The sequence below is a fragment of the Streptomyces sp. NPDC050121 genome, from assembly GCF_044460385.1.
Classification (GTDB): domain Bacteria; phylum Actinomycetota; class Actinomycetes; order Streptomycetales; family Streptomycetaceae; genus Streptomyces; species Streptomyces soliscabiei.
Genome location: NZ_JBITJV010000019.1, coordinates 96,263 through 109,802 on the forward strand (window position 1 = coordinate 96,263; position 13,540 = coordinate 109,802).

The following is a 13,540-nucleotide window of genomic DNA, read 5'->3' on the forward strand; positions in this document are numbered from 1 at the left end:
GCGGGCTTGGGTGCTCTCGCCGGGTTCGGCCACCTGGTCCTCGTGACCAGCCACGGCCTTCGGAGGACCCATCGCGGGTCGCACTCACACAACCGTGGCGGCGCTACGGTGCCGAACACGCTGTGCCGACGGACCGTTGACCGGGGGAATTCACGAGCTACGAAAGCCAGGAGGATCGCCGTGTACGAGATGCGCCCGGCTGCCGCCGAGGATCAGGAAGCGATTGCCGCGATGGTGCGAGCGCGCATGGCTTGGATGCGGGAGCGAGATGTCCCCGACTGGCCACGGACGGATGACGACGTGAACATCATCGCCTCCCAGGCCGCCGACCCGAACTTCCCCGTCTGGGCACTCGTCGACGGCGGCCAGGTCGTCGGCTGCACCACCGTCTTCACCACGACGCCGGAATGGGGCTGGATGGCCGAGGAACTGGCCCAAAGCGCGTATTTCCTGGCGACGTCGTTCACCCACCCCGCCAGCCGACGGGACCAGCCCGGCCGCCTGATGGCGTGGTGGGCCCTGAACCGAGCTGCCCACGAGGGCGTCGAGTGGGTGCGCCGCGGCACCTTCGTGGAACGGCTCATGACCTACTACCGCGACGCACAGGGCTGGGAGTTGGTCCACACGCCCCGGCGCAAGAACCGCACCGCCTACCTGATGGCTCGCCGGGCAGAGGCCCTGCCCGAGCTGACGGCGGTGATCAAAGACTCCGGCACTCCGGCGGAGTGACGGTCGCACCACACGTCTTGTCCCGATGAGAAAGGTGATTGCCATGCAGCAGAAAACTCCGTTCGAGGAGCTGTTCGCCGACCAGGAGATCCGCGAGGTTCCGGGCCTGGACCTGCTCTACACCAAGAAGCAGGGCAGCTCGGACACGCAGACCGAGACCGACGACATCTGATCAGTCCTTGGCGGCGGGCCACGCAGAAAGCGCCCGGCCCGCCGCCGGGCCAGGAGGCGCGCGATGCTCAAGATGCAGTTGGCCGGAGCGACCGACGCGGGTGGTTGGCAGTGGGAGGGGCACCGGTGGATCTCCGGCCGGTCCTGGATCGAGCCCTTCACGCACCCCGCGATCGAACACTTCATGGTCACCACGCCCGAATCCGGCCAGTCGTGCCTGATCGTGCGTGAGGCCGCCAGCGGTCGACGGCCGGTGACGATGATCAGGCGAGTGACGGGTGATCCGGGTTACCGGCGGGAGGTCGAAGAGGCTGACGCCTGGCCCCTGCAGACGGTACGAGTGGAGATGGCCGCCGGGCAGGGGGTACGGATCACGTGCGGGGAACGCGGCGTCGCACCCCTCTACCTTCGCCCCGCCGACGGGCAGTTGAGTGTCTCGTGGGATCTACTCGACCTGGACCCAGCGACTGATGAGCTGAACGCCCGCGAGATAGCCGCGATGCTCGCCTACCGCACCCGCTACAGCACAGCGACAGTATTCCGCACTATCCGCCAGCTCACCGAACGCGCGACCGCTGTATGGGACCACACGACCGGCCTGAGCATCGGCTACCCGACCCCGGCCCTGCACTCCCGGCCTCGGATCCTGCACCCCGATGCCGATCCCGTGGCCGCGTTCGCCGACTTGTTGCGACGTGAGATCACAGCCCGTCCGCTGTCCGCCGACGGCTGCGCGGTGGAGCTGTCCGGCGGCATGGACAGCGCTATGACCGCACTCGCCCTCGCCGAGACCGTCGGCCCGGTCCGCACAGCGGCCCTCATGCTCGGCGGGGACGTCGGTGATCAGCAGCACCGGCGGCGGCGCGAAATCCGCGCTCGCGCCCCTCTCGGCCCCGACCTGACGGTACCCGTCGCGGAGTTCGGCCCCTTTCACCCCACCGGGCCCCGCGCAAGCGGCCGACCCTCAAGCCCCACGGACGGCACCTACGCCGAAGCCATGAACGAGTTGTACAGCCGTCTGAGCGCTGCAGGTGCTCGATGGGTGTTCACGGGAGTCGGTGGTGACGAGCTGTGCTTTCAGCGGCCGGAGGAACGCGCCCTCACCGGCGCCCCGTGGAACCTGCACCCCGTGCCTGAGCACCTTGGCCCCCACGCCCGGGACGCTCTGCTTCACATCGAGGACGACCTGGCGCCCGCATCCGTACTCCACGCCTCCACCCTCCTCGCCCTCGCTGTCCACAGCGCGACCGCCATGCGTCACGGCCTGTGGCCCATCAGCCCCCTGGCCACCCCGCTCGTGCTGCGATTCGGTGAATCCCTGCCGCTGGCATGGCGGCGGGAAAAGAGACTGATGCGTATCCGCCTGGAACAGGCTGGGTACTCCCGCGAGGTCGTCCACCCGCCGCTGCGGGAGAACTTCGCAGCCACATGCGAAGCGGCCATGCTTCAGGACGGCCTGCCACTCCTGTGCCATTGGCTGCCCGGATCGATCCTCGCCCTTCAGGGCCTACTGGATCCCGTCGTGCTGAGCACGGAATGCGCGACCGTAGCCACCGCTGGGCATGGGGCCAGCGAGTTGTACAGGCCTCTGGCTTTGGAGGCCGCCCTACGCTCTCTGGCTATACCGGCGGCGCCCTGAAGCACCGAGTTGACTGTGTCGGAGTCGACCTGCTTCAAGAGCAGTCACAGCAGCGGCGGGGGCGGCGAGTGTATAGAGGTCGCAGCCGCTGGGGTCGCCGTACACATCCGGGACTCGAAGGTCCGCCCCGGACCGGTTCTGACGGTGACCTCCGAGGCGTGGGCCGGGTTCGTCGGGCTGGCCGCCGACCAGACCGTCTGAGCCGTACATTCGCCCCCTCGTGGGCTCAGTCGCTCGGGCAGCTGGGCCCACGAGGGGGGCGTACGCCACCTCCACGTCACTCGGACACCGACTGCGTCGCCATGTCCTCGACGGTACGCAGCTCGTCCATGGCGGATCGGAACGCGGGGCCGTCCTTGTCGAGGCGAGCGCGCCTACGCTTGCATGGGCAGCGCAGGGAACACGACCACCGAGCCGTCCTTGTTGCGGGCGATCTCGATCGCCACGTCTGTCGTACGGCTGTTGACCATTGCGCCGTCGCCCAGCTGGTGAATCCGGTGTGCCGCGCGCATCAGGCGATCGACTTCACCGGCCGTGAAGACGGGCATCAAGCCGTCCGGGCGTGCCAGCTCCAGCGCCGAGAGGCGTACCAGGACACCGGCGATGCTCGACTCCAGTTCGTCGAGGCGCTGCTGGTCGCGCTTGAGTGCGCGGGTGAAGTTCTCGAACAAGTTGTCAGGGTTGCCCTGGGCATGCTCGACGGCCTGCAGGACGACGACCCGCCGCTTCAGCGCAATGGCCAAGGCTGCGAGTTCGAGGTGGGCGCGAAACGTGCCGCCATGCTCGTCGACGCCGGGGAACGACTTGGCCAGCGTGCTGATCTCGACGGGCTTGTCGTCGGGCAGCTTGTCGAGTGCGGTCTGCCACCGGGCAAGGCGGCGGTCAGCAGCGCCCAGCGCCGTGTTGATGGCATGTACCGCCGAGTCCAGTCCCAGTGATACACCGAGTTTCCCCTGGTCGAGCAGAATGGCGGTGGCTTTGTCGATGGCATCGCGGCAGCCGTCGAGTGCGCTGTGCTCCTCTTCGAGTTTCTGTTCGTGCAGTTGTTCCAGCAGTTCTGTGATGTGTTCGATGGCCTGCTGGCGCTTGTTGTCGGCATGCGCGCTCACCCCCACCGCTACGGCCATGAGCACGAGCGGCGCGGCCACGGTGAGCGCCGTGCTGCCGGCGGCCACGACGCCGGCTGTCGCACCGGCTCCGCCGACTGCGCCTGCTGCCGCCGCTTTACCGACTGGCACGAACGTCGCGCCGGCGACGATGCCGCCCGTTGAGTTCACGAGTGGGCCTCGGATGCCACCAGCCGTCCCCTTCGCCACCATCGAGCAAATGATGCCCTTATCGAACTGGGCGGCGAACTTCGCCGGAACCACCATGCGATACAGGTTTTCGCCGGTAGCGGTCGCTCTGGCCGCCGTAAGGGAACTTCGCGTGGATTGCGTGATGAACTGTGACAGGTGCTGCGCCAGGGGACTCGCGGCATCGAGCGGGATACCTCGGCTGCGGTCGACCTTGTCGGGCATCGGATGCGCCTCCAGCGTGGCAATCGGCGCGTCGGCCATGACGGCCAGCACACCGCGCAGTTCAGCGAGGCGCTCGGCCGTCATTGCCTCGCCTCCGGTCAATGCGGGTGCCTGGACGTCACCGGTCGCCAGCGTCCACACCGGAACGATTGCCTTGCGGTCTTCAGTCATCGTCTCCCCCTCTTTTCCCACAACAACCTATGACTTACATCGGACAAGAACGGCATGAACCTCGTGCACTCGTTTACGGGCGCTGTCTGCCGGCGAACCGACGATCATCCGGACAAAACCCGCCATATCACTCACAGACCTCAGGCCGCAGACGAATCGAGGCCAACGGGTGCCCCGGCCGCCATGTCCAGCCGGGGCGTACGCATCAGATGCCGTCGTCGAGGCCCTCCTCGCGGCGGATCATCCGCCAGGCGGCCTTGCGGGCGCTGCGGTCCAGGCTGGACTTGAAGCCCTTGTCGGGGCCGAAGTACTGGCGGCCCATGCCCGCGATGGTGTCGATGTGGTCGGCCATCTTGTCCGCGAAGACGTTGTCGAAGACGAGGCCGAAGTTGTCCTCGTCGTTGACGACGGCCGCCGCCCGCACCTTCGGGTCGGCCTTGGCCTCCTCGAAGGGCCGGATGACGTCCTGTTCGGTGAACTCGGTGCCGAAGCGTTCGTTGAACTTGTCGATCAGCTGGGAGAGCAGCGACTTCTCCGCTTCCTTCGCACCGCCCGAGCCGTCGCCGAAGCCCTGCATCATCGTCGGCCCCTCGGCGGTGAGGGAGACGTCGTACTCGCCGGTCTTCTCCACCCGCATGTGGCTGAGGTCGACCTCGCCTATGTCCACGCCGCCGTCGGCGCGGCGCGGCAGCCGGTTGAGGAGGTAGCGGCCGTAGAGGTGCAGGCGCTCCAGCTCGGCGTCCCGGTAGGGAACGATCTGCGCGAGGAAGCCGTACTTCCTGACGTAGTCGTTGAGGTCGGCGCGGAAGCCCTCCGCCGTCTCCTGGTCGTCCTCGTCCTCGCTGTCCTGCAGCGCGGTGAAGCGAGCGACGGCGGGGGAGAGCAGCCGGTACAGCTCGGCGTGCAGCTTCTCCCACTTGGACTGTGAGCCTGCCGCCTTCTCCTTGGCGGCGAAGTACGCGGCGGCGAACTCGTCCATCTCCTGCCCGGACAGGATCGCCGCCTGCATGACCCGGCTCTGCGCGGTGTAGAGCAGATTGGGGTCGGAGGGGAGGGTGTTCGCCTCCTCGAAGTACGGGCGGAAGGACTCCTGTATGTCTTCGGCGTCGTTGACGAAGTCCAGCACCGCCAGGTCCGCCTGGGTCTTGCGTTCGGCGGTCCGGTTCAGCCGGGACAGGGTCTGGACGGCGGAGATGCCGGTCAGCGTCTTGTTGACGTACATGGTCGTGAGGAGCGGCTGGTCGAAGCCGGTCTGGTACTTCTCCGCCACGACCAGGATCTTGTACTCGCGCTGGCCCGGACCGCCGGCTCGGGCGGCCTTGTCGTCGGCGCGCGTGTACGCGAACGCCTTCGGCAGCGCGCTCTCCGACAGCCCGCCGTTCTCCTTCGGCTCGGTGGTCTCCTTGCCGTCGACGGTGAGCGATCCGGAGAAGGCTACGAGGACACCCAGGTCAGGGTACTTGGTGTCGTAGTCCCGGTCCTTGATGTAGCTGTTGATCGCGCGCGCCATCTGCACGGCGGACTGCCGCGACGCGGTCACCACCATCGACTTGGCCCGCCCGCCGAGACGGCCCCGGCTGTGCGCCACGAAGTGCTCCACGATCACCTGGGCGTGCTGGGCGACCGTCGAGTCATGGGTCAGCGCGTACCGGGCGAGCAGGCCGTTCGCCTTCGACGGGTCGACCTCCCGCTCGTCGGGATTCTGGTTCACCAGCTTCCAGTACGTGTTGTACGTGACGTAGTTGCGCAGCGGGTCGAGGATGAAGCCCTCCTCGATCGCCTGCCGCATGGAGTACGTATGGAAGGGCCGGTAGGCCGCCTTGCCGTCGATGTCCTGGAGCGTGCCGAAGAGTTCGAGGGTCTTGGCCTTCGGAGTGGCGGTGAACGCGAAGTAGGAGAGGTTCGCGGCGCGGGAACGCTGCTCGGCCCGCTTCTTGAGCTGTTCGTCGAGGGTGGTGCCCTCGGCCTTGACCGTGGTCGCGCCCGCGTCGTCCGAGTCGGAGTCCAGGCCGAGGTCACGCAGGGCGGACCGTACGGCGGTGGCGGCGTCGCCGGACTGTGAGGAGTGCGCCTCGTCCACGATGATCGCGAAGTGGCTGCCCCGGATTTCGGTGGGGTTGCGCTCGATGTACGAGATCAGCGCGGGGAACGAGTGCAGGGTGACCGTGACGATCTTCCCGGTGTTGCGGGAGAGGGCCTTGGCGAGTTGCTCGCCCTTCGCCCCGTGCTTCTCGTCGATCTTCACGACGAGGCCAGCGGTCTGCTCGAAGTTGCCCACTGTTTCCCGGAGTTGGGCGTCCAGGTTGCGGCGGTCGGTGATGACGATGACCTTGTCGAAGACCGGCACGCCCGGCTTGAGGCCCTTGGCGATGGCCTCGGGGTCGAGTTCGCGCGGGTCGGTGGGGGTGTGCAGGTCGCTGAGGCGGTGCGCGAGCCAGCCGATGGTGTTCGACTTGCCCGAGCCGGCCGAGGCCATGACCAGGTAGTCATGGCCGGCGCCGTGGGTGGCGGCGTGCGCGGTGAGCTTCTTGACCACGTCCCACTGGTGGAACCTGGGGAAGATCAACGTCTTGGTGGTGCCGCCGCCGGGCGTCTTGCTCTTGTGCAGGTGCACGAACCGTTGGAGCAGGTCCAGCCAGTTGTCCGGCTGCCAGACCTGCTCCCAGAGGTACGAGGTGGCGTACGTGCCGTAGGCGGTCGGGGCCGGGTTGCCTGCGCCGCCCGGCTGACCGGGGCCGTTGGAGCCGGTGTTGAAGGGAAGGAAGCGGGTGTTCTTGCCCCTGAGCTGCGTGGCGACGAAGACCAGGTCCGGGTCGACGGCGAAGTTCGCGACGACGCGGCGCGTGAAGATCAGCTCGGTGGGGTCGCGGTCGGTTCGGTACTGCTCCTTGGCCTGCTCCACCCCTTGCCTGGTCAGCGGGTTCTTCAACTCGGCCGTGGCGACAGGGATTCCGTTGAGGAAGAGGGCGAGGTCGAGCCGGTTGCCCCAGTCGGCCTGCTTCGTTGCGTACTCGAGTTCGCGAACGACGGTGAGGCGGTTGGCCCGGTAGCCGTCCAGCACGGAGTCGTGAGCGACGAGATTCGGCTTGAAGTACGCGACGCGGAGGAGAACGCCCCGGTCCTTGACGCCGTTACGGAGGACATCGAGGAGCCCGTTGGTGGCGATGGCCTGGTCGAGGCGAGTCGCGAACCCGCGCTGCGCCTCGTTCGGGTCGCCGCCGTAGACGGTGAGCAGCTCGTTCCACTCGTCGGGCTGGGTCGCCCCGATGAAGGTGAAGAGTTCGTTGGTGTCCAGGCCGAGATCGGCCTGGTAGTCCTGCGGCCGGGCTTCGCGCCAGCCGCGCTCGACCATGGCAGCGACGATGGCTTCACCGAAGGCGGACTCCGTGTGGATGGGGCTCATGGCTACGCGGTCACTCCGTCCGTCACGTTGCGCCCGCTGGCGGTGGATACGTCGAACTGGCCGGTTACGGCGGCGGTGATGAGGGCTTGGCGGCGTTCGGACAAGAGAGCAACTTGCCGCGTGAGTCCCGCCTCCAGAGCAACTGTCTCAGCAGTGGCTGCTGAGAGTTCGGCCACTCTCTCGACCTGCTCGCTTATTGGGGGAAGGGCGATGGAGAAGGAAGACACTTGCCCTGCACTGATCACTTCCTGAGCTGCACCGTATTGAGAGAAGGAAACTTGCCCCTTTCCAGGGACAGCATTGAAGAAGGTTTCCAAGTATGCCGCATCCAGCGTTTCGCTTTTTCTGAGGATTAGTACCGAGGCACAGTTGGCCCCGTCGAACTCCTCACTAACCCTGGCAGCGCGTCCAGCGGTTGCTCCAGCGCGTACAACGAGGACGTCTCCGGTGAGCACTCTTGATCGCTTGTGCAGCTCATTACTCTCACTGCTCATGAACTTCATGTCGGCAGAGCTAATGAACCCCTCGCGCACATTAAATCCGTGAATGAACGGAACGCCGGATTCAGTAAAGTGATGTGACGGGTTAATGACGACGCCCACGTTAACGGCAGGAAGAACTCTGCGGAGAGGGCGAATCTGCCAGTCGGGGTGAGTATCTCCCAATAGAGGGTGATGCACCTTCCGGGGTCCGGAATACGTCACACATTTGGTTTTCAGCGCAGCGCGGCGCTCCACCAAGAGATGCTGCTGGACCCTCCGCCTGCGCGCGAGAGCGTCGATGCGGGCGGTCTCGGCGTCGAGGAAGTCGGCGATGCGGCGCTGCTCCTCTGAGAGCGCCGCCGGTACATTCAGGTTTCCCACTTGTTCAAAGTTAAGGCCCTCTCGATTCCCTCCTACCTGGAGCTCGGAGATCTGTTCTTGGACGGGCTGAGAGGAGAGCGCATACGCCAGGTATCTTGCGTTCGCTTCCACGTTGGGGCGAATGATGCAGACATGCTGGTTTACGTTGGCTTCACCAAGATCCTCTGGGACTCGAGAAACTCGACCTAGCGAAGCGCCCGTGATGTTCAGCAGGACATCGTTCGGCTTGACTCGCGTTCCTCTCATCTCGCGGTGAGTGACTTCGCTGATGTAGGCCACGTCATCCAAGCGCAGGCCATCGAAATGGACATTTTGACTCCGCAGGAAGGTCACCCCGGATGCGAGATAACTCTCCGAACCACCAGAGGGTGTTTTTCCGCTTCCGATCTTCGTTGTAAGCGTCTTCACGCGTCGAGTTCCCCAGCGGGATTCGTACGAGATCGTCATTCCGTCACCTCACTCAGGAGCGCCTGAATCTCCGCCTCCAGCGACTTCAACTCCGCGTCGATCTCCGCCAGCGGCCTCGGCGGCTTGTACACGTAGAAGTGTCGCGTGAACGGGATCTCGTACCCGATCTTCGTCTTCGTGTGGTCGATCCACGCGTCCGGCACATGCGGCAGCACCTCCCGCTTGAGGTAGGCCTCGACGTCCTCACCCAGCGGAATGTTCTCGTAGTCCCGCAGATCCGCATCCGGCTCAGCCGCACCCTTGACCTTCTGGACCTCGCCCTCCGGGTCCCGGACCCCCACCGCCTCCCGTACCGCCTTCGCGAACGGCGCCCCCGACGGCCACGTCAGCCCGGCCGCGACCACCGCGTCCTTGAGCGCGATGAACGCCTCGGACTTCGTCGTCCAGGACGAGCCGAGCAACGTACGCACCGCCGCGACGAACTCCCCGCTCCGCTCCAGCTTCGCCACTGGCTTGGCCTCCGCCAGCGCCGCCAACGTCTCCTCTGTGACCTCGAAGCGCAGCTTCAGCGGGCGTTCGACACAGATGCGCTGGTAGCCGAAGTCCTCGTTCCAGAAGACCTTCACCTTGCCGTGCAGCGGGTGCTCCGCGTCACCCGCGACCTGCAGCGCCTCCGCGTACAGCCGCGTGATGTCGCCGATGTGGTCGGGGCGGCCGTTCGTCCCGTCGCCGAGCTCCTTGCGCTTGTCGCCGAGGGACTTGCGCATCTTCTGCCACTGGTCGCGCGCGTCCAGCAGGACGACCTTGCCCTTGTGGTCCTTGTCCTTACGGTTCGTCAGGATCCAGAAGTACGTCGAGATGCCCGTGTTGTAGAACAGTTGGTCCGGGAGGGCGACGATCGCTTCCAGCCAGTCGTTCTCCAGGATCCAGCGGCGGATGTTGGACTCGCCGGACTCGGCCGCGCCCGTGAACAGCGGGGAGCCGTTGAAGACGATGGCGATGCGGGAGCCGCCCCCGCCGTGCACGTCCACCGGCTTCATCTTCGAGATCATGTGCTGGAGGAAGAGCAGCGAGCCGTCGTTGATGCGCGGCAGGCCCGCGCCGAAACGGCCGGCGTCGCCGAGCGACCTGTGCTCGTACTCGACCTCCTCCTTGACCTTCTTCCACTCCACGCCGAACGGCGGGTTGGCGAGGATGTAGTCGAACTTGCGGCGGGCGTGGCCGTCGTCGGAGAAGGAGTTGCCGAAGCGGATGTTCTCCGGGTCCTGGCCCTTGATCATGAGGTCGGAGCGGCAGATCGCCCAGGACTCGGGGTTGAGTTCCTGCCCGTACACCTCGACCGTCGCGTCCGGGTTGAGGGCCTTGATGCGGTCGTCGGCGGCGCTGAGCATGCCGCCCGTGCCGCAGGCCGGGTCCATGACCGTGCGGACGACACCCGGCACGGTGAGGGCGTCCGCGTCGGGCGCGACCAGCAGGTTGACCATCAGCTTGATGACCTCGCGCGGGGTGAAGTGCTCACCCGCGGTCTCGTTCGACTGCTCGGCGAAACGGCGGATCAACTCCTCGAAGATGTAGCCCATGTTGTGGTTGGGCACGACGTCGGGGTGCAGGTCGAGGTCGGTGAACCTGCCGATGACCTGGTAGAGCAGGTTCGCGCCGTCGAGCTTCCTGACCTGCTGGTTGAACTCGTACTTGTCGAGGACCTCGCGGGCGTTGTCGGAGAAGGCGCCGACGTAGATCTGCAGGTTCTTGGCCGCGTTCTGCGGGTCGGCCGCGATCTTCCGCAGCGTGAGGTCGCTCTTGTTGTAGAAGGAATTGCCCGAGGCCTTGCGCAGGAAGTGGCCGGTGTCGATGTCCTGGCCCGCGAACCTGGCGACGGTCTCGACGACCTTGTCGCGCGTCGGCTCCAGGACGCACTCCAGGCGGCGCAGCACGGTGAACGGCAGGATGACCTTGCCGTAGTCGGACTGCTTGTAGTCGCCGCGCAGGAGATCGGCGACGGACCAGGCGTGGTTCGCCAGCTCCGTGTGCTTGCTGCTGTTCAAGAGGTCCCGGCTTCCTTCCGAAGAGCACCGTCCGGGCGTGGGACGGCAGGGATCCAGTGTGGTCGTGTGCGGTGGGACGCGTGGGGCGTTTCAGACGGAACGGCTGTCCGGGGCGCCCGACGTGTCCGGGGCGCCAGGTGTGTCCGGTGGCAGGAGTACGCCGGCGGTGAGGCCGGTGGTGAGGGTGGCCGCGGTGTCGGCGGCGAGGGCGGCGGTTCGGCGGACGGCCGCGCGCAGCTCGTGCACGCGGCGGAAGGCATCCCCGTAGCGCCGCTGTTCCTCCAGCGGCAGCAGCGGTACGCGCAGGCGGCCCGGTGTGACGTGCACGAGGGTGGAGCCGGTGGACGCCGAGGCGATGTTGTCCTCGGCGCCGAGGAAACCGGCCAGGAACCACGGGTCGAGGCGGGCCGGGTCGGGGCGCAGGAGGTGGACGTTCGGACCGAGCAGGGCTCCGGCGTCCTGGTCGTCGGCGACCCGGGTCATCGCGGCCGCGTCGCCGCCGCCCGCGACTGCGCGTACGAGGACGTCTCCGGCGGCGACAGACTGCGTGGCGTCCGGGTAGACGTCACCGGCGCCGCCGGACGGCGGGTTGCCGGCCGAGATGTCCGGGGCGGTGAGGACCGGCCGGTCTACGGCAGGCGTGGCAGCGCCCTTGGAGCCTCGCGTCCCGGGCGTCGCCGCCCGCAGCACGGTCAGGGCCCCGCCGCGCGCAAGGTCGGAGACGGTCGCCGTACGCCACTCGCGGGCTGACGCCCCGGACGGCTGCCAGCCGCCGGGCTCGGAGGCGCCTGCCAGGGCAGCGACCTGCTCGGCCAGTTGCCCGTGCAACTCGGCGACGCGCCGGGCCAGGGCTGCTGGGTCGATGTCAGCTGCCGTCGCCCTCACATGGCGCGCCGGGGTGACGTCGACGACGTCGTCGAGGAGGTCGACGAGCGGCACCGCGCGAGCGACGCCGGGTTCGCCGCTGTAGGCGTCGGGGGCTGCGGTGAACGCGGCCCACTGGGTGAGGACCCTGCCGGTCAGCCCCGCCCAGTCGAAGGTGGAACCAGAGGAAGAGGATGCGGCGGAAGAGGAAGAGGCGGACCGGCCCAGGCGCAAGCCACCGCGTGTGCCGAAGCCGGCCGTGGCCGGGGCGGTCGCGCCAGGCGTTCCCGTGGTGGCGTCCCGCTGCTCGCCCTCGCCGTCGACGAACAGCACCGGCGTACGGTCCGCGCCGCCCGGCTCGGGGCGCTGGAGCACCCAGATCTGCAGACCGATGTGGAGCGGATACGCGGCACGAGCCGGGAGTGAAACGACTGCTCGCAGGGCCCCGCTGCGGATGAGCTCGGCGCGGATGCGGCGGCCGGAGGAGCGGAAGGCGGGCGCGGGCGGCAGCAGCATGACCGCGTGGCCGCCGGCCTCCAGATGCGCGAGGGCGTGCTGCACCCAGGCCAGCTCGGATTCGAAACGCGGCGGGACCCCGTACGCCCACCTCGGGTCGTACGCCAGCTCGTCGTGACCCCAATCGCGGTCGCCGAAAGGCGGGTTGGACAGGACGGCGTCGACCGTGACCTCGCGGAAGGCGTCGTCGCGCAGGCTGTCGCCGACGCGGATCGCCACGTCGGCCCCGGGTGCGGCGAGCAGGAGCCGAACCGCGCTGCGCTGGGCCTGGACCGGGAGCGTGTCCTGCCCGAACAGCTCCCGCGCGCCCTGCCGGGCGGCGGCGGCCAGGAGCGTGCCGCTGCCGCAGGCCGGATCGAGGACACGGGCCGTGCCGGCAGGCAGGAGCCGTGCCATGAGCAGGGCCAGGCCCTCCGGGGTCTGGTAAACGCCGCTGGCGGCACCCTCGTCCAGCTCGCGCTCCGCGAGGACATCGAGGGCGGCCTGCGCTCCGGCCTCACGGACGCAACCCAGCAGGGCGCGGACCGCGCCCGCATCGTCCGGGCCGTAGCGGACCGGCTCGGCCTCGGGCGCAACAGCGGGGAGCTGCGCTGCGGCCTTCTCCGCGCGGGCGATCAACTGGTCGTCGGACGCGGTGGCGAGTTCGGCCAGTTCCTCGGACGTGCGGCGGGACATGGCCGCCACCAGCGGGAACAGCCGCGCCGCCGCACCCGAGCCGGGCCCGAGCAGACGCAGCGCCGTACGCAGCTCCTCGGTCGGCGAGGCGGCGGAGGTGTGCCCGCGCCCCCGCAGCCATGCCTGGACCGCCGTCAGGTCGTAGAGCGGGCTGCTCTCCGTGCCCCCGCTGGGGGCGGGGAAGTCGTCGTGGCGACGGCGCCAGTTGCTGACGGTGGCACGCGTGACCCCTGCGACGCGGGAGATCTCGGCGGCGGTCACGTGCGCCGAGGTGGGCAGTTGGGCTGCTGGCTGCTGGGGCATGGCGTGGGGTCCTGCACCTCTCAGGCCGTCGGTAGTGAACAGTAAACACATTACAGCCTCCGTCAATCCCGTCAAGCTGTTTGACGACGCTTTCAGCGATGTGCTTACCTGTTTCTGCTTCCGAGTGGAAGCGTCGACTGTGCGACGCACTGTGCGACGCACTGTGCGACGCACTGTGCAGCGCCCTGTCGCCGTACTGCCGCCACGCATCCGATCTCTCCGGATCCCTTCTC

General features: G+C 67.7%; 9 protein-coding genes. 4 read left to right on the forward strand and 5 right to left on the reverse strand.

Features of this window, described 5'->3' with window-relative positions; all coding sequences use genetic code 11:
• Window positions 1-108 precede the first annotated feature (108 nt).
• From ACIBTS_RS27120 to ACIBTS_RS27135, 4 genes are all read left to right on the forward strand, one after another.
• Window positions 109-729, forward strand: coding sequence for a GNAT family N-acetyltransferase (locus tag ACIBTS_RS27120; RefSeq protein ID WP_399322888.1), 621 nt, complete (start codon window positions 109-111; stop codon window positions 727-729).
• 43 nt (window positions 730-772) lie between these two features.
• On the forward strand, window positions 773-901 hold the full coding sequence (locus ACIBTS_RS27125) for a hypothetical protein (protein WP_268893758.1): 129 nt from the start codon (window positions 773-775) through the stop codon (window positions 899-901).
• Window positions 902-964: 63 nt separating this feature from the next.
• Window positions 965-2,539, forward strand: coding sequence for a hypothetical protein (locus ACIBTS_RS27130; protein ID WP_399322793.1), 1,575 nt, complete (start codon window positions 965-967; stop codon window positions 2,537-2,539).
• Window positions 2,540-2,554: 15 nt separating this feature from the next.
• The gene (locus ACIBTS_RS27135) at window positions 2,555-2,740 is read left to right on the forward strand and encodes a DUF397 domain-containing protein (protein WP_399322794.1); all 186 of its coding nucleotides are present in this window, start codon (window positions 2,555-2,557) and stop codon (window positions 2,738-2,740) included.
• 173 nt (window positions 2,741-2,913) lie between these two features.
• Here ACIBTS_RS27135 and ACIBTS_RS27140 read toward each other — a convergent pair whose 3' ends face one another.
• The 5 genes from ACIBTS_RS27140 to ACIBTS_RS27160 all read right to left on the reverse strand — a co-directional run bounded on the left by ACIBTS_RS27140 (window position 2,914) and on the right by ACIBTS_RS27160 (window position 13,307).
• On the reverse strand, window positions 2,914-4,230 hold the full coding sequence (locus ACIBTS_RS27140; protein ID WP_399322796.1) for a hypothetical protein: 1,317 nt from the start codon (window positions 4,228-4,230) through the stop codon (window positions 2,914-2,916).
• Between the two features lie 205 nt (window positions 4,231-4,435).
• Window positions 4,436-7,633: a type I restriction endonuclease subunit R gene (locus ACIBTS_RS27145; RefSeq protein WP_399322798.1), complete on the reverse strand. Its 3,198-nt coding sequence runs from the start codon at window positions 7,631-7,633 to the stop codon at window positions 4,436-4,438.
• 2 nt (window positions 7,634-7,635) lie between these two features.
• A complete protein-coding gene (locus ACIBTS_RS27150; protein ID WP_399322799.1) occupies window positions 7,636-8,943 on the reverse strand; it encodes a restriction endonuclease subunit S in 1,308 nt (435 codons plus the stop codon).
• Entirely contained in the window at window positions 8,940-10,949 is a 2,010-nt protein-coding gene (locus tag ACIBTS_RS27155; RefSeq protein ID WP_399322801.1) for an N-6 DNA methylase, read from the reverse strand. The genes ACIBTS_RS27150 and ACIBTS_RS27155 overlap by 4 nt, the downstream gene beginning before the upstream one ends.
• A gap of 90 nt (window positions 10,950-11,039) precedes the next feature.
• Entirely contained in the window at window positions 11,040-13,307 is a 2,268-nt protein-coding gene (locus ACIBTS_RS27160) for an N-6 DNA methylase (protein ID WP_399322802.1), read from the reverse strand.
• Window positions 13,308-13,540: the final 233 nt, after the last annotated feature.